At 38.3% G+C, this 16,618-nt stretch carries 15 protein-coding genes and 1 pseudogene; 13 read left to right on the top strand and 3 right to left on the bottom strand.

The genetic code is table 11. The features are described from left to right. Position 1: 1 nt before the first annotated feature. Positions 2–1,003, bottom strand: a complete 1,002-nt coding sequence (locus HMPREF3249_RS05010) for a LacI family DNA-binding transcriptional regulator (protein ID WP_059220790.1) — start codon at positions 1,001–1,003, stop codon at positions 2–4. A gap of 241 nt (positions 1,004–1,244) precedes the next feature. Between HMPREF3249_RS05010 and HMPREF3249_RS05015 the strand changes: the two genes are divergently transcribed. The 6 genes and pseudogenes from HMPREF3249_RS05015 (at position 1,245) to HMPREF3249_RS09430 (ending at position 6,106) form a co-directional block, all read left to right on the top strand. Then, positions 1,245–2,423: a galactokinase gene (locus HMPREF3249_RS05015; protein ID WP_059220788.1), complete on the top strand. Its 1,179-nt coding sequence runs from the start codon at positions 1,245–1,247 to the stop codon at positions 2,421–2,423. A 72-nt stretch (positions 2,424–2,495) separates the two neighbouring features. Beyond that, complete coding sequence (gene galT, locus HMPREF3249_RS05020; RefSeq protein WP_059220786.1) at positions 2,496–3,977, top strand: UDP-glucose--hexose-1-phosphate uridylyltransferase; 1,482 nt, start codon at positions 2,496–2,498, stop codon at positions 3,975–3,977. A gap of 100 nt (positions 3,978–4,077) precedes the next feature. Beyond that, positions 4,078–4,284 (top strand): annotated as a pseudogene (locus tag HMPREF3249_RS05025) (hypothetical protein); the annotation flags it as partial. A 143-nt stretch (positions 4,285–4,427) separates the two neighbouring features. Next, positions 4,428–4,562, top strand: a complete 135-nt coding sequence (locus tag HMPREF3249_RS05030; protein WP_003024272.1) for a DUF4044 domain-containing protein — start codon at positions 4,428–4,430, stop codon at positions 4,560–4,562. Between the two features lie 57 nt (positions 4,563–4,619). Continuing rightward, complete coding sequence (gene obgE / locus HMPREF3249_RS05035; RefSeq protein WP_049533833.1) at positions 4,620–5,930, top strand: GTPase ObgE; 1,311 nt, start codon at positions 4,620–4,622, stop codon at positions 5,928–5,930. 14 nt (positions 5,931–5,944) lie between these two features. Then, positions 5,945–6,106: a hypothetical protein gene (locus HMPREF3249_RS09430; RefSeq protein ID WP_003024275.1), complete on the top strand. Its 162-nt coding sequence runs from the start codon at positions 5,945–5,947 to the stop codon at positions 6,104–6,106. Positions 6,107–6,138: 32 nt separating this feature from the next. Here the strand turns inward: HMPREF3249_RS09430 and HMPREF3249_RS05040 are convergent, their stop codons facing one another. Beyond that, a complete protein-coding gene (locus tag HMPREF3249_RS05040) occupies positions 6,139–7,089 on the bottom strand; it encodes a polysaccharide deacetylase family protein (RefSeq protein WP_003024277.1) in 951 nt (316 codons plus the stop codon). A gap of 178 nt (positions 7,090–7,267) precedes the next feature. Here HMPREF3249_RS05040 and HMPREF3249_RS05045 point away from each other — a divergent pair, with 178 nt between their 5' ends. From HMPREF3249_RS05045 to HMPREF3249_RS05070, 6 genes are all read left to right on the top strand, one after another. Further along, positions 7,268–8,554 (top strand): homoserine dehydrogenase, encoded by a 1,287-nt coding sequence (locus HMPREF3249_RS05045; protein ID WP_003024279.1) that lies wholly within the window; start codon positions 7,268–7,270, stop codon positions 8,552–8,554. 1 nt (position 8,555) lies between these two features. Continuing rightward, a complete protein-coding gene (gene thrB, locus HMPREF3249_RS05050; protein ID WP_049533836.1) occupies positions 8,556–9,422 on the top strand; it encodes a homoserine kinase in 867 nt (288 codons plus the stop codon). A gap of 360 nt (positions 9,423–9,782) precedes the next feature. After that, positions 9,783–10,712 carry a hypothetical protein gene (locus HMPREF3249_RS05055; RefSeq protein WP_049533840.1) on the top strand — a complete coding sequence of 310 codons (930 nt, stop codon included), beginning with the start codon at positions 9,783–9,785 and terminating at the stop codon, positions 10,710–10,712. Positions 10,713–10,852: 140 nt separating this feature from the next. Beyond that, positions 10,853–12,181: a PTS sugar transporter subunit IIC gene (locus tag HMPREF3249_RS05060; RefSeq protein WP_049533842.1), complete on the top strand. Its 1,329-nt coding sequence runs from the start codon at positions 10,853–10,855 to the stop codon at positions 12,179–12,181. Then, on the top strand, positions 12,174–13,016 hold the full coding sequence (locus HMPREF3249_RS05065) for an alpha/beta hydrolase (protein ID WP_059220784.1): 843 nt from the start codon (positions 12,174–12,176) through the stop codon (positions 13,014–13,016). Before HMPREF3249_RS05060 ends, HMPREF3249_RS05065 begins: the two co-directional genes overlap by 8 nt. A gap of 252 nt (positions 13,017–13,268) precedes the next feature. Beyond that, complete coding sequence (locus HMPREF3249_RS05070; RefSeq protein ID WP_224785102.1) at positions 13,269–14,063, top strand: aldo/keto reductase; 795 nt, start codon at positions 13,269–13,271, stop codon at positions 14,061–14,063. 842 nt (positions 14,064–14,905) lie between these two features. Here HMPREF3249_RS05070 and HMPREF3249_RS09655 read toward each other — a convergent pair. Then, a complete protein-coding gene (locus HMPREF3249_RS09655; protein WP_003027902.1) occupies positions 14,906–15,301 on the bottom strand; it encodes a helix-turn-helix domain-containing protein in 396 nt (131 codons plus the stop codon). 315 nt (positions 15,302–15,616) lie between these two features. Here HMPREF3249_RS09655 and HMPREF3249_RS05085 point away from each other — a divergent pair, with 315 nt between their 5' ends. Further along, entirely contained in the window at positions 15,617–16,576 is a 960-nt protein-coding gene (locus tag HMPREF3249_RS05085) for an ROK family glucokinase (protein ID WP_003027901.1), read from the top strand. Positions 16,577–16,618 lie beyond the last annotated feature (42 nt).

Below are 16,618 nucleotides of genomic sequence, written 5' to 3' on the forward strand. Positions count from 1 at the left end.
TCTATAAGCTACTCTTTCTAAGGGTTAGGGTGGTAGCAAGTGTTACCATACGAGGAATGGTTAGTTCAGCATGTTGAAATTCCTCGTGCAGCAGTTGCAAGCCTTGTCTGCCCATTTCTTCTGTAAAGACAGTAACCGTGCTGAGTGGTGGATAGACGTACTTGGCGATAGATGTATCGTTAAAAGCAATCAAACTAACACGATCTGGTACAGGGATGTCAGCTTCTTGAAGTGCTCGAAGAGCACCAACAGCTAAGGCGTCACTTGCCATGAAAAATGCAGTTGGAAGTTGTTCACCTAAATTTTCAATCAATTCTTTCATCATAGAATAACCTGATTCAGATGAAAAGTTTCCTATTTTGACGTATTTTTCCTGATAGAGTTGCTTTTCAGTTAGATAATTTTTAAAGGTTACTAAGCGTGGGTCAGATAAGGTAGTGGTTTTGTCAGAAGTTTGTTCTTGCCCCACTAGCAGTCCAATTTGCCGGTGCCCATTTTCTAAAAAGTGATTAAGAACAGCTATAACAGAATTTTCAAAGTCTATTGTGACGCAGCTATGGCCATAGGCAAGCGTATTGCTATCAATAAAAACAAGCTGCTCTGTGTGGAGTTCCAACTCCTTTATCTTTTGAGGGCTGAATTTTCCAATCGCAACGATACCGTCAACTTGAACGAGCTGTTCTAATTCTTCATTATTGAAAAAGCGCATAACATCATAACCCAACTCTTGGGCTTTTTTCTCTACGCCGATTCGGATAGCATAGTAGTAGAGGTCGTCTAGTTCCTCCTCTTCTGTGTACCATTCCACAATCGCAATTCTGCGGTTTTGAGAATTGCGATTGCTTCCTCTTTTTGTTTTTTTGTATTCTAATTCTTCTGCAATGTCAAATATTTTTTGGCGAGTCTCGTCACTCACAGACATAGATTGGTCGTGATTTAAAACGCGCGATACAGTTGCTGGAGAGACACCAGCACTTTTTGCAATATCTTTAATCGTTGCCATGATTGTTTCCTAATTTCTTTAAAGAATATGTCTATTATATCTTAAAAATTAGTAAAATACAAAAATATTTAGTAAATTTCCTAAACTTTACTATGAAAAGTTGGTGAGTAATACTTCTTACAACTTGATTGATAAAATTCCGGTAAAAATTTACTAAAATACTTGAAATTTTACTAATGGTGTTTTATAATAAAAATGATAAAACGGTTACAAGACCTAACAAAATAAAAGGAGACTTTTTATGTCAACAACTCTTTCAACTCAACAATTGCGTTCAAACTTTGCAACAATTTTTGGAACAGAAGCAGATCATACATTCTTCTCACCAGGTCGCATTAACCTGATTGGTGAGCATACCGATTACAACGGCGGGCATGTCTTTCCTGCAGCTATTTCATTAGGAACTTATGGGGCAGCGCGCAAGCGTGACGATAATTTACTTCGTTTTTACTCAGCAAATTTTGAAGACAAGGGAATTATTGAGGTGCCGCTAGAAGATCTTCGTTTTGAAAAAGCGCATAATTGGACGAATTATCCAAAAGGTGTGCTTCATTTCTTGCAAAAAGCAGGACATGTTATTGATAAAGGGATGGATGTCTATGTTTTTGGAAATATCCCAAATGGTTCGGGTCTCTCTTCATCTGCTTCTTTAGAGCTACTGACAGGAATTATTGCAGAGAAACTGTTTGATTTAAAATTAGACCGTTTGGATTTAGTAAAAATTGGTAAACAAACAGAGAACGAATTTATCGGTGTTAATTCTGGAATCATGGATCAGTTTGCCATTGGCATGGGAGCAGATCAACGGGCAATTTACTTAGATACGAACACGCTCGAATACGAGTTAGTGCCGCTTAATCTTAAAGACAATGTGGTTGTCATCATGAATACAAACAAGCGTCGTGAACTAGCAGACTCCAAATACAATGAACGCCGTGCAGAGTGTGAAAAAGCAGTAGAGGAATTAAAGCAAAAACTCTCTATTGCAACCTTGGGTGAATTAAATGAGTGGGATTTTGATGAATACAGCTACTTAATTCAAGATGAAAATCGACTCAAACGCGCTCGTCACGCTGTGTTGGAAAATCAACGGACACTTCAAGCTCAAGCTGCATTGCAAACTGGCGATTTGGAAAAATTCGGTCGCTTAATGAATGCATCTCATGTCTCACTTGAACATGATTATGAAGTCACAGGATTAGAGTTGGATACCTTGGCTCATACTGCATGGGAGCAAGAAGGAGTGCTGGGCGCTCGCATGACAGGAGCAGGATTTGGCGGTTGTGCCATTGCTTTGGTTCGTAAAGACGCAGTGGAAGCTTTTCAAAAAAATGTTGGTCAAAAATATGAAGAAGTCGTAGGTTATGCATCGAGCTTCTATATTGCTGAAATTGCTGGTGGCAGTCGCGTATTGGATTAAGCAAGCGTTTTACATAATAGTAATGAGGGCTGACGAGAATTTCAGCCCTTTCTATAAAAGAAAGGAAAATCAATGGCACGAAATTTACTGAATGCCTTTGTAACGGAGGTCATAGCAAATAGCTCTTTTACAGAAATCGACCGGATTTATCTAGCAAATCGCGTCATGAGTCTGGTTGGAGAAGAAGCTGCAAAGCAAGAGACAGCAGCAACCAGCTTAATTGATCTCAAAGATGATTTACTAGAAGTTGCTTTAGCAGTTGGAAAAATCGGCTCAACTCTCGCAGAACAGGATATTCTTGGAGCAGAGTTGATGAATTTAGTCACGCCAGCACCCAGTCAGCTCAATCAGCAATTTTGGAAGACTTATGAACAAGATCCCAAGCGGGCTATTGCTGATTTTTATGAGCTTAGTAAGCGTAATGATTATATCAAGGTCAAAGCCATTTCTAAAAACATTGCCTATCAAACACCGACTGAATATGGTGATTTGGAGATTACAATCAATCTTTCTAAGCCAGAAAAAGATCCCAAGGAAATTGCAGCAGTTAAGAAAGCCAAGACGAGCCACTATCCAGCCTGCCAGCTTTGTTTTGAAAATGAAGGGTATCAAGGGCGACTAGATCATCCAGCGCGAGTGAATCATCGAATTATCCGCTTTGATTTAGCCGGGCGAGAATGGGGCTTTCAGTATTCGCCCTATGCATATTTTAATGAGCATTGTATCTTTTTAGATAGCAAGCATACTCCTATGACTATCAGTCGTGCTACTTTTGAGCGTCTTTTGGACATTGTAGAGACTTTTCCAGGTTATTTTGCAGGCTCCAATGCGGATCTTCCTATCGTAGGAGGCTCCATTCTCACTCACGACCATTATCAAGGTGGACGACATACTTTTCCTATGGAAAAGGCAGAGCTGGACAAAACTTTCATCTTTGCAGGTTTTGAAAATGTAGAAGCCGGTATTGTCAATTGGCCCATGTCGGTTTTAAGGTTGCAATCAACTGATAAATCCACATTGATAGATTTGGCGGATAAAATTTTACAGAAATGGCGCAGCTACTCCGATTCGACTGTTCAGATTGTAGCTGAGTCAAATGGTGAATCGCACCATACCATTACTTCAATCGCACGCCAAAAAAATGGCAAGTTTGAGTTAGATTTGGTTCTTCGGGACAATCAAACGTCAAAAGAGCATCCAGATGGTATTTATCATCCGCATAAAGATGTTCAGCATATCAAGAAAGAAAACATTGGTTTGATTGAGGTCATGGGCTTAGCGATTCTCCCACCTCGTTTGAAAAATGAGTTAAAAGAAGTTGAAGAATTTCTTTTGGGACAAAGAAAAGAAGTGGCTCCTTATCATCAAGTGTGGGCTGAGCAGTTAAAAGATAGCCATTCAGATATAACAGCAGAATCAGTCCAGACAATCGTGCGTGCTTCGGTCGGTCAGATTTTCAAACGTGTCTTGGAAGATGCAGGTGTTTACAAGCGCACAAAAGAAGGTCAAATCGCCTTTATGCGTTTCGTTGAATCAGTTGGTCTTAAGAAATAGCGCCCTTTTTATGATATAATCTAAAAAATAGGAAGGAATGGTTATGGCAATTTTAGCATTAGGAGGAGTTGGTTATATCGGCTCCCACATAGTTGATTGATTGGTTGAAGCCGGACGAAAGGTGACAAGGCACCCCATTCCACTTGAAATCGCAGATCGTCGTCCAGGAAATCCGGATACACTTGTCGCATCGTCTGACAAGGCACGTCAGGTCTTGGGTTGGCAACCGAAATTTGACAATATTGAGATGATTATCGAAACAGCTTGGAAATGGCATTCGACACATCCAAACGGTTACGCTGATTGACATTGAAATCCAGCAGGAAGCCTGTTGGATTTTTACTTTTTAGTAATTTTCAGTTGTAATCTTTTTATTTCAGCTATCATTTGAAAAACTCTCACCTTCATGTTACAATTAAGAGAACAAATTAAATATATAGAGGTAATATCGTGGCTTTTGGTGATAATGGACAACGGAAAAAAACAGGATTTGAAAAATTGACTTTGATTGTAGTTGTTATCATGTTATTGGTAACGGTTGGAGCAATCTTTGCAAGTGCACTTGGTGCTTTGAGCAATTTCTAATCCTCAAACGCTTGAAAGAGCGTTTTTTTAGAGTGGAAAACGAGAAAAGAGAAAAATATGAGTATGTTTTTGGATACAGCTAAGATAAAAGTCAAGGCTGGCAATGGCGGTGATGGCATGGTAGCTTTCCGCCGTGAAAAGTATGTCCCAAATGGAGGACCTTGGGGCGGTGACGGTGGTCGTGGCGGCAATGTTGTTTTTGTCGTAGATGAAGGGCTTCGCACTTTGATGGATTTTCGTTACAATCGTCATTTTAAGGCTCAGTCTGGTGAAAAGGGGATGACCAAGGGAATGCACGGTCGTGGAGCAGAAGACCTCATTGTTCATGTACCGCAAGGGACGACGGTTCGTGATGCTGAAACAGGGAAAATCCTGACAGATTTGATTGAAAATGGGCAAGAGTTCGTCGTAGCTCATGGAGGTCGTGGAGGTCGTGGCAATATTCGCTTTGCGACGCCTAAAAATCCAGCACCAGAAATTTCTGAAAACGGTGAACCGGGACAAGAACGTGAACTCCAGTTGGAACTGAAAATTTTGGCAGATGTTGGTTTGGTTGGGTTTCCGTCTGTTGGGAAATCCACTCTTTTGAGTGTTATCACTTCTGCTAAACCGAAAATTGGCGCTTATCATTTCACGACCATTGTACCTAATCTTGGAATGGTTCGGACACAGTCCGGTGAATCCTTTGCTGTGGCAGACCTGCCTGGCTTGATTGAAGGAGCTAGCCAAGGTGTAGGACTTGGGACACAATTTCTTCGCCATATTGAGCGAACTCGTGTCATCTTGCATGTCATTGATATGTCAGCTAGCGAAGGACGTGATCCTTACGAAGATTATCTTGCTATCAATAAGGAATTGGAATCCTACAATCTTCGCTTAATGGAACGTCCACAGATTATTGTTGCTAATAAAATGGACATGCCTGAAAGTGCAGAGAATCTAAAAGTCTTTAAAGAAAAATTAGTAGCAAATTATGATGAATTTGATGAACTGCCACAGATTTTTCCAATTTCAAGTTTGACGAAACAAGGCTTGTCAACGCTTTTGGATGCAACTGCAGAATTGCTTGATAAAACACCTGAATTTCTGCTTTATGATGAGTCTGAAATGGAAGAAGAAGCCTACTATGGCTTTGATGAAGATGCTCCAGCCTTTGAAATTTCACGCGATGATGACGCTGCCTGGGTTTTATCTGGTGATAAGTTGGAAAAACTCTTTACCATGACGAACTTTGACCGTGAGGAAGCTGTCATGAAATTTGCACGGCAACTACGTGGTATGGGGGTAGACGAAGCATTGCGGGCGCGTGGTGCTAAGGATGGTGACTTAGTTCGCATCGGCAAGTTTGAATTTGAATTTGTAGACTAAAAAGGAGTGATATCATGGGTGATAAACCAATATCCTTTCGCGATGAAAATGGCAATTTCGTTTCTGCAGCTGACGTTTGGAATGAAAAAAAGCTTGAAAAACTTTTTAACAAACTCAATCCGAACCGAAAGCTTCGCTTGGAACGTGAAAAATTAGCACAAAAGAAAAAAGAATAGGACTTGCTCATTTTTGAGCTAAGTCCTATTTTTCAGTTTGTGGTAATTTCGTTTAATAAGTCTTGGGCAGTTGTGGTTGGATTGACACGGACACGGTTGAGGGTTAGAAGTCCGTCATTAAGAGAAGCTAGTCCATTGTTGGTTGTTAACCCCATTTTATAGCCGAGGCTTTCAGCAATCTGTGTCGTTGTTTCACTATAACGTCCAGAAGGATAAGCAACCGTCGTTGTGTTTTGTGACAGGTTGCTGTCTAGATATTGCTTAGAAGCTTGCAATTCTGTCGTTTGTGTTTCTGCACTTGAAAGGGATAAATCCGGATGATTAACGGTATGATCTTCAAAAGACATTCCCTTTTGCTTCATTTCCTTGATTTGCGCAAGCGTCAGTATATCCTCGCGTCCATTTTCGACAAAACCAGTAATGACATTATTGGTTGCCCGCATTTGGTATTTTTGAAGAAGTGGGAAAGCATTGGTGTAAAAATCTCTCAAACTATCATCAAAGGTCAACCAAACGACTTTTTTATTTTTCGGAAGGACATTTTCAGTCAAAACTTTATAGGCTTCCTTTGGCGTGAGAGTATAATAGCCAGCGTCTTTTAGAGCTTTCAAATGACTTTCAAACGTTTCAGGCGAGACAATCAAACCAGCATTTGCTGCTTCAGAAGGATCCATATTGTGAATCGCATGGTACATCAAAATAGGGAATTTAACAGGCTGATCTTGCTTTATCCATTTCACTTTGCTTACTTTTTCACTAGATCCAGATGTTTCTTCAGTAGTTGCTTGAGAAGTAGAAGATTTGCTCACTTTTGAAGTGGCAGTTCTGGTATGGTTATTAGCCAGATTTGTTCCAGAGCGTTTCCACATAAATGTTCCTGCAATAACCAGAACAACCAATAAGATGAAGCTTATAATAGCACGTCGTTGTCTCCTCTTACGAATACGATTTCGTACAGAACGATTACCAGAATGTTTTCCCATTATGTGGAACTCCTTTTACTTTTAAATCACTATGTATATTTTACCATATTTCTGACTAACCGTTCACAATTTTTTAAAATAGATTTCTATTATTTTTATAAAAATCCTAAAGTCTGCTTACTAGAAAAAAACAAGTTTATTTGCTATAATAAAAAGCATAAAATCTCAAGGAGTAGTCATGTCTATTAAAATTGCTTTACTTGGTTTTGGGACAGTTGCTAGTGGTGTTCCATTTTTATTGAAAGAAAATAGTGAAAAGATTGTGCAAGCAGCTCATTCAGAAATTGAAATTGCGAAAGTATTGGTAAAAGATGATGCTGAAAAAGAATGCTTGTTAGCAGCAGGAAATCATTTTAATTTTGTCACGACGATTGATGAAATTTTAAATGATAATGAAGTAACGATTGTCGTTGAATTGATGGGGCGTATTGAACCTGCAAAAACTTTCATCACTCAAGCGCTAGAGGCAGGTAAGCATGTTATCACTGCAAATAAAGACTTGCTGGCAGTTCATGGCGCTGAGTTGCTTGAGATTGCTGCAAAACACAAGGTAGCTCTTTACTATGAAGCGGCAGTAGCGGGAGGAATTCCGATTTTACGCACGCTTGTTAATTCCCTAGCTTCTGATAAAATTACACGTATTCTTGGTGTGGTCAATGGGACATCCAACTTCATGATGACCAAAATGGTAGAAGAGGGCTGGTCTTATGAGGCGGCACTTGCTGAAGCACAACGACTTGGATTTGCAGAAAGTGACCCAACCAATGATGTGGATGGGATTGATGCTGCATATAAAATGGTTATTTTGAGTCAATTTGCCTTTGGAATGACGGTTAAATTTGAAGATGTCGCCCACCAAGGCATTCGCAATATTACACCAGAAGATGTAGCGGTTGCGCAGCAATTAGGCTATGTTGTCAAATTAGTTGGTTCTATTGAAGAAACAAAATCAGGTCTCGCTGCAGAAGTCACACCGACCTTTTTACCAAAAACTCATCCTCTTGCTAGTGTGAATGGCGTGATGAATGCAATCTTTGTAGACTCTATCGGTATTGGTGAGTCGATGTATTACGGTCCAGGTGCGGGACAAAAACCCACTGCAACAAGTGTTGTCGCAGATATTATTCGGATTGTTCGACGGATTAACGAAGGAACTGTTGGAAAAGCCTTTAATGAGTTTCAGCGTGAATTAGTTCTGGCTAAACCAGAAGATCGTAAGAGCCCGTATTACTTTTCGATATTAGCACCTGATGCGAAAGGACAAGTTTTACGCTTAGCAGAAATTTTTAATGCTGAAAATGTCTCCTTTAAGCAAATTCTGCAACAAGGAACAGACGGAAATACTGCACGTGTTGTGATTATTACCCATGCTGTCAACAAAACGCAGCTAGAAAATGTCACTCGAAAATTGCAGGCAACTTCTGATTTTAAATTATTGAACACCTTCAAAGTATTAGGAGAATAAAATGAAAATTATTGTACCTGCAACGAGCGCGAATATTGGTCCGGGATTTGACTCGGTTGGTGTAGCTGTCAGTAAATATCTAACCATTGAAGTTTTGGGAGAAAGCGACCATTGGCTGATTGAGCATGATTTGGAGCGGCGTATTCCTTCTAACGAACGGAATTTATTGATTAAAGTGGCGCGCAGAATTGCTCCAGCTATTCAACCTCATCATTTAAAAATGACAAGTGATATTCCTTTAGCGCGTGGTCTGGGTTCTTCTAGTTCCGTTATTGTTGCAGGGATTGAACTTGCAAATCAATTGGCAAATTTGCAGTTGTCAAATGCTGAAAAATTGAATTTTGCGACGAAAATTGAGGGACATCCAGATAATGTAGCACCTGCTATTTATGGTAATTTGACGATTTCTAGTTATTTAAACGAGAAAGTTTCAACTGTAGTGACGGAATTTCCAGAAGTAAGCTTTATTGCCTATGTTCCAAATTATGAATTGCGTACTAAAGACAGCCGTGGCGTTCTTCCAAAAGGTTTATCTTATCGTGAAGCTGTCACTGCAAGCTCTGTAGCGAATGTGGCTATTGCCGCTTTAATGAAGGGCGATATGGTAACAGCAGGGCGTGCTATTGAGTCCGACCGTTTCCATGAGCATTATCGCCAAGGCTTAATTAAGGAATTTCCAAAAATCAAGATGTTGGCAAAGAAAAATGGTGCGTATGCGACTTATCTATCAGGAGCAGGACCTACTGTGATGGTTCTAGCACCAAAAGAACAGTCGAATATGCTAAAAGATAAAATAGAAGAGCAACAATTTAAAGGACAAGTTTTTGAACTTCAGGTTGATTGCCAAGGCGTTCGAGTAGAAAAATGAGAAGAGTGAAGAGGAGGAGAACAGAACTAAATGAAACAAAAATTTAGTTCGTAATCTTACCCTTACAAGGTTGCTCAATAGTCTGAGCAACTATTGTGAGGGCAGATAAAGAAAACGAAGTTTTCGCCAAAAGTGGCTCTTCTGAGCTTGAAAAGTGAACCCGCTTGGAAAGCTCTATCTGCCACCTCAAGGCAGTACTTTGAGCAATCAGTCGCTGGTCGTTGATTTATTACATAGTGTACTTTTTAGGTTGGGAATTTTTGTCCTAACCTCTTTTAATATTTTTACAAAAAATCTCCTCTTGTCTATTTATTCAAATGTATGCTATAATAAATAAAGAATATATAAAGGAGCACGGTTATGAATAAACTTGATTTGCAGGCGCTTGCGGATGAGTTAGGGTTGCAGTTTGATGAGACTTCATCTGTTATTTTTGGTCAAAAAGATGGTTATACTTTCTATATTGAACAAACGAATCAAAAAAATCAATACTGTATTTGTTGTTCGGTAAAAAATGGTGAAGCATTACCGTCTTTGGAAGAATTTAAAGAATTGACGAAATCTTCTAAGGCTTTGAAAACTTATCAGGTTAATTTATATAAAGCAACTTTTTATATTAAAACTGGTATGACTAAAGGAAAAACACGTGAACATATTCGTCAAGGATTACAAGACATTATCGTGTTCTTGAAAGAAAAAAATCTTACGAATGTTTGTGAGCAGACCGGAAAAGCAGGGCAAGTAGATCTTTATCAAGTCGGAGGGAACCTTTTACTGCTTTCACCAGAAGCATTTCAAGAATTAAGTTCAAACTTGTCAATTGAAAACCAAGTTTATGACCACCAAAAGGAAAGTATCTTAGCAGGGACGGTAGGAGCCTTTCTAGGGAGCTTGATAGGGGGAATTGTTACCTTGGTGATTGCTCAACTTGGATATGTAGCTGTTGTTGCAGGGATTGTCATGGGAGTTTGTACGATTAAAGGATACGAACTGTTAGGCAAAAAGTTATCCAAAGTTGGAATTGCAATTAGTGTGCTTTTCATGCTGGTGATGATGTTGGTTGCACATCAGTTTGACTATGCTATTCAGCTTGCAAAAGCAGAAGGAGTGGATGTTTTTACAGCCTTTACTTATCTAACAGAGTATATTTTTAATGGCAATGAAGTGCATATCTCTTATTGGACAAATCTTGGTTTGCTATTATTATTCACAGGTGCCGGTGCTGTGGGAACGATTATTAGCGTTTTGTCTGCACAGTCACAAAAATATGTTACAAGAAAATTAGGGTAAAAGAATTCAAAGGTTTAGATTTTTATCTGAGCCTTTTTAGATCTGATCAAAAACATTAAAGAATAGCTATTCAAAACATTTAGCATTTAATTTTAAAGAAGCTAATTGAATCGTCATCTCAACTATGCTACAATCAAGCTATGATATTCAATAAATTAACTAGAAAAAGTCGTATAGATCAATACTTAATAAAAAAAATGATTGCCTTTCGGCAAATGAGTTTCATTAAAATTACACAAGAAACATTGGTATCGCTCTTTCCGTTTTTCTTGCTGACGACGATAACAATGGTTTTTTCTGAATCCATTTTTGGTATAAATGGCTATATCAACAATCTTTTTGCGATTCGGCATTGGTTTCCTCATTTTTCAACTATTAGCTTAGTTACGACAAATTTCACCTATCTGATAGGAGGATTGGCAGGACCATTAGCAACTTATTTTAGTGCAAAGTACACAGCTGGTTATTATGGTCGTAGTACGGGGACCGCTGGGATTACAGCCTTTATTTTTAGCTTATTAGTCAATTCACGCGAATTATTTTCGGTGGTTTTAAATGACGGCGCTTTGACGAGAATCAATCTTCCTGTCAATATCAATCTAATTGTTGCAATATTGATTGGTTATGTGGTGGGACAAATTTTTCGATTTTCAAGTCCGAATGATGATCACATTGTAGATGAGCATTTTATTTATTACCCTAAAACGTTGCGCCCTATCTTCTGCTCGTTTGCTCTTGCTGTCTTGGTTAGTTTTCTCATTAATCTGGGCAATCGATACAATGTTTTCTCAACAATTGCAAATTTTTTGTCAGGCTTAATTGTCAATCGAAACAATATCTTTGTCATTGAAATGAATACTGCCTTACGGACTTTTAGCGCTTGGATTGGAAATAGCAATCTCTTCAACAATATTCCTTTTATAAATGATTCGTTTGCATTAGATAATCTTAATTATGCTTTGAAACATCATACTACAACAGGGGTACCTTATCTCTTTTCAACGACCAATCTGTATGATGCTTATGGAACGTTTTCAGGTCTGGGCGGAGTTTTAGCTCTTCTCGTAGCCATTTTATGGAAATCACGCAGTGACAAGGATCGCGATGTCAGTTTGAAGAGTATCTTTCCTTCCTTATTTAACCACGGCGTAGCCTTTATGGTCGGGATTCCTATATTTTTCAATTTTCTATTTTTAATCCCTTTTATCCTCGTACCAATGCTGAATGTCTTTGTAGCTAGTATTTTTCTATATTTTAGAATAATGCCTCCGGCTGTCTATCCAGTTCCTAGCGGAGCGCCAAGTGTACTCTATGCTTTTATTGGGACAGGCGGAAGTTTGCGAGCATTAGCAGTAGGAATTTTCATTTTTATTATCGATGTTCTCATTTATATCCCCTTTGTGAGATTTAATGACCGGATTCATGGGGAACTCAGACAAATGGATCAGAAAGGAGGCGAACATGACTAAAAAGGTAAAAATAGTGCTACTAATTGTTCTAATTTTTTTGATAGGACTAGCAATTCCCTCTTATAGTTGGACGAGAAAAAACATTGATCAAATTGCTAAATTTTATAATGCTCGGATGTCGCCAATCATTATGATACCAGGTAGTTCTGCTACGGAGAGCCGCTTTGACGGCTTGGTTCAAAAGCTCAATCAAAGACGTCGTGGCGTGAAGCATAGCTTGCTCAAAGTTAAGGTCTGGAATGACGGACGAATTACATATAATGGCTCTATCGCAGCGAATGATAACGAGCCAATCATTGTAATTGATTTTGAAAATAATAAAGATGGCTATAGTAACATCAAAAAACAGGCCAAAATGGTTGACGCTGCCTTTGAAAATCTCCAAGGAAAATACAATTTCAATAATTTTAAAGGCTTGGGTCACTCGAATGGTGGTTTAATTTACACAGCTTTTATTGAAAATTACCTCGGCAGCTATGATGTGGAATTGAAGAAGTTGATGACAATCGGAACGCCTTATAACTTTACTGAAACCAATATCAACAACAAAACTGAGATGTTAGCTGATTTCATCAAAAATCGCGAAAATATTCCGACTACTTTAGCTATGTATTCTGTTGCAGGAACCATTACTTATGATTCAGACGAATTGGTACCAGATGCGAGCGTGAGTGCAGGGAAATATATTTATCAAGGACAAGCAGCGCACTATACTGAAACCACAGTCACAGGTGCGGATGCCCAGCACTCGGACTTGCCAACCAATGATGAGGTTGTCTCCTTAGTTCAAGAGCGCCTTATAGATAGACAAAACCAGCGAAATCAAAGAAATTGAGAAGGAGTAGGACAGACGACTAGGGCTGCTGACACAATCATGGTCATCTACCCTAATCTCCTCTTTTTGTTGTTATAAATTATGAATCGGACGATAATTGCTATTCATTTTTTGCATATTACTCTGCAATTTTGCTATTGTACTTTTTCTGAAAAGAGCGTTATACTTATGATAAAAATTGCTAAAAGAGGAAATCACATGCAAAATATAACCTTAAATAACGGTGTCGAAATTCCAATTTAAGGTTTTGGAGTGTACCGAATTGCTCCCAAAGATACCAAGAGTGCTGTACTAAATGCTGTCAAGGCAGGTTATCGTCATTTTGATATTGCTCAAGCCTATGCCAATGAAAAGGAAATAGGTGAGGCGATTCGAGAGTCTGGGATTGACCGCAAAGAGTTTTTCATCACTAGTAAAGTCTGGCTATCCAACTATGGCTACGACAAGGCTTATGCCTCGGTTTTAGAATCTCTTGACAAAATGAAGTTAGATTATCTGGATCTTATGTTGCTCCACCAACCTTTTGGTGACTATTATGGTGCCTACCGTGCTTTGGAAAAGCTTTACAAAGAAGGAAAACTTCGAGCGATTGGTGTGTCTAATTTCTATCCAGATCGTCTCAGCGACATTGTAGCTTTCAATGAGATTACACCACAAGTCAATCAAGTGGAAACTCACCCACTGAATCAACAGATATTCGCACAAGAAAATATGATAAAAAATAAGGTGCAAATTGAATCTTGGGCTACTTTTGCAGAAGGTCGTGGTGACATTTTCAACAATCCAATTCTCAAAAGTATTGCTGATAAACATGGTAAATCCACTGCACAAGTCATGGTTCGCTGGCAAGTTCAACGGGGAATCGTTTGCTTAACTAAGTCTTCATGTTTTGAGCGAATGAAGGAAAATATTGATGTTTTTGACTTTGAACTCAGTGCAGAGAATATGGTAAAGATTGCAAGCATGGACACCCAAACCAGCCTTTTCTTTAATCATCAAGAAGCCAGCACAATAGATCTCTTTTTAGGATTTCTGGGGAGAAAATGAAAACAGGATTTTTGTTTGATTTCAGAAAATAACTACGTTAGTTTTCATTCAGATAATATTTTAATAACAATTGGGTATAATTAGTTGATTTTCGTTTGAAAAAGATTATTATATATGTAAGTAATCTGATGTAAAGAATGCTTTATTATAATTTTTGAAAGGTTATCTAATGTTAACTCCAAAATTTAGTCTATTTGTTCTTGCTAGCTATTTTATCTTACCAATTATTGCATTGTTATTTCCAAACAAATATGTTAAATTAATCGTATTTGTGATATTTCTATTAGAAAATATTTTGGTGATAGGTCTGTATATAAAGGGCAAGTATTTTAACTAATCATCTTATTTTACAATACAATAGCACCAAGAAAAAAGCCTAACTTTTTATTTTGATTGAGTTGGGCTTTTTCATCTTATTCAGTTTTAATACTAGAACAGTATTTAGTTGTTTAATAATCTTATTTTATAGTGAATATATCATGTTTTTTCATAAACATAGATCATTTAGTTTTCACCAACTCCTGTAAAATAGCTTTATTCTTCTTCAAAACGGAAATGTAGAAAGTCTTGGTAGCTTCTTTGTCCGAGATAGGAATCTGGATACGTTGACTATTCACAGTGGATTCTTCAGTGTTTTGTTGAGTAATATTGGTAGAAAAAGTTGGTAATTCAGAAGCATTTACCAAATCAACAAAGGCTACCCAATCTTTTTGAACAATAAACTTTGTTTGCGTCAGTTGATTGACTAATGGCTGCCAAATGCCTAGATCCGATCCGCAGCAGCATAGTCAAATTAGCCAATTCTGCAAGTTTTATCTCTTTTCGTGTGGCATACGGGTGAGTCAAGGGAACGGATAAGTAAAGTTGCTCCATGAAAAGCCCCATGGAAAGAATATGCTCTTTTTGATAGGATAGTCTGTTACAATGAAGTGAACGTTTTCGTCATCCAGAGCTTTTTCCAATTCGTCATTCGTCTTTTGCTCAATTTGAATGTGTTGTTCCAAGCCCTTTTCTTTTATACGACTTTCCAGTTCAAAGATGGCTCCCGGCGCATTAACACCACCAAAAATAGTACTTTCTTTTAATGCAAAATGTTGTACATCATCGAGAAATTTTTGTTTTTGTTTCAGAAATTTTTTGGTTAGTTTAACTGTTTGATGACCGGTTTCCGTGAAACTTAATTTATTTTTTCTTCGCTCAAAAAGAGTAACTCCCAATTCATCTTCCAGCATTTGCATATTTCGAGTTAAGGATAGCTGAGAGATGAGTAGGACTTCGGCTGCCTTAGACAAGGTAAAACAATGAGTTGCTCCAAGTGTTGTAAATTCAGCATGATGTCTCCTTTTTGATCAATGAATTGGACAGTTTTAACTATAGGTAAAATGAATACTAATATTATCTATCGTTATTGTGCAATTTTTTATTTGTCTTGTAAAATGAAAGCAGAGAGTAGCACAAGTCATTCAAAACTATTCAAGTTCTATGCAAACCTTTTCAATTCGTAAAAAATCTGATATAATAAGAATGAAAAAAAGTTATTAGAGGAGAGTAGCATGTCTAAAAAAATTATTGGGATTGACCTAGGTGGTACATCTGTGAAGTTTGCGATTCTGACCCAAGAAGGAGAAGTTCAAGAAAAATGGTCTATTAAGACAAATATTTTAGATGAAGGCAGTCATATTGTTGATGATATGATTGAATCGATCAACCATCGCTTGAAATTATTAAACCTTTCAGCTGAAGATTTCATTGGAATTGGTATGGGTTCTCCTGGTGTCGTGGATCGTGAAAAAGGAACTGTTATCGGAGCTTACAACTTAAACTGGAAAACCCTTCAACCCGTAAAAGAAAAAATTGAAAAAGCGACTGGCATTCCTTTCTTTATTGATAATGATGCGAATGTAGCTGCGCTTGGCGAACGTTGGAAAGGTGCTGGTGAAAACCAACCAGATGTCGTCTTTATGACACTTGGGACAGGTGTCGGTGGTGGCATTGTTGCGGAAGGAAAACTACTGCATGGTGTAGCTGGAGCAGCCGGAGAATTGGGACATATCACAGTTGATTTTGACCAGCCGATTCTCTGTACTTGTGGCAAAAAAGGTTGCCTAGAAACTGTAGCTTCTGCAACGGGAATTGTCAATTTAACGCGTCGCTACGCTGATGAATATGCTGGTGATGCAGAGCTGAAAAAATTGATTGATAACGGTGAAGACGTTAATGCAAAAATTGTCTTTGATTTGGCTAAAGCTGGTGATGAACTAGCCCTCATTGTTTATCGCAATTTTGCACGTTATCTTGGTATAGCTTGTGCGAATATCGGATCTATCTTAAATCCGTCAACAATTGTCATTGGTGGTGGCGTCTCTGCAGCAGGTGAATTTTTGCTAGACGGTGTTCGTAAGGTCTATGAAGAAAATTCTTTCCCTCAAGTGCGTACATCAACAAAACTTGCACTTGCAACGCTTGGAAATGATGCAGGCGTCATTGGAGCAGCTTCATTGGTTCTTCAATAATTCGCTAAAATGGAAGAATAATCCGAATAAGGCATTTACAAT

The sequence above is a fragment of the Streptococcus sp. HMSC36C04 genome (assembly GCF_001839535.1).
GTDB classification, from domain to species: domain Bacteria; phylum Bacillota; class Bacilli; order Lactobacillales; family Streptococcaceae; genus Streptococcus; species Streptococcus hominis.

Coding starts and splice junctions, on each gene's coding strand:
- HMPREF3249_RS09430 (WP_003024275.1), top strand. CDS start 5,945: ATGGGTGATAAACCAATATCCTTTCGCGATGAAAATGGCAATTTCGTT.
- HMPREF3249_RS05085 (WP_003027901.1), top strand. CDS start 15,617: ATGTCTAAAAAAATTATTGGGATTGACCTAGGTGGTACATCTGTGAAG.
- HMPREF3249_RS05010 (WP_059220790.1), bottom strand. CDS start 1,003: ATGGCAACGATTAAAGATATTGCAAAAAGTGCTGGTGTCTCTCCAGCA.
- HMPREF3249_RS05015 (WP_059220788.1), top strand. CDS start 1,245: ATGTCAACAACTCTTTCAACTCAACAATTGCGTTCAAACTTTGCAACA.
- galT (WP_059220786.1), top strand. CDS start 2,496: ATGGCACGAAATTTACTGAATGCCTTTGTAACGGAGGTCATAGCAAAT.
- obgE (WP_049533833.1), top strand. CDS start 4,620: ATGAGTATGTTTTTGGATACAGCTAAGATAAAAGTCAAGGCTGGCAAT.
- HMPREF3249_RS05045 (WP_003024279.1), top strand. CDS start 7,268: ATGTCTATTAAAATTGCTTTACTTGGTTTTGGGACAGTTGCTAGTGGT.
- HMPREF3249_RS09655 (WP_003027902.1), bottom strand. CDS start 15,301: ATGCAAATGCTGGAAGATGAATTGGGAGTTACTCTTTTTGAGCGAAGA.
- thrB (WP_049533836.1), top strand. CDS start 8,556: ATGAAAATTATTGTACCTGCAACGAGCGCGAATATTGGTCCGGGATTT.
- HMPREF3249_RS05060 (WP_049533842.1), top strand. CDS start 10,853: ATGATATTCAATAAATTAACTAGAAAAAGTCGTATAGATCAATACTTA.
- HMPREF3249_RS05065 (WP_059220784.1), top strand. CDS start 12,174: ATGACTAAAAAGGTAAAAATAGTGCTACTAATTGTTCTAATTTTTTTG.
- HMPREF3249_RS05055 (WP_049533840.1), top strand. CDS start 9,783: ATGAATAAACTTGATTTGCAGGCGCTTGCGGATGAGTTAGGGTTGCAG.
- HMPREF3249_RS05040 (WP_003024277.1), bottom strand. CDS start 7,089: ATGGGAAAACATTCTGGTAATCGTTCTGTACGAAATCGTATTCGTAAG.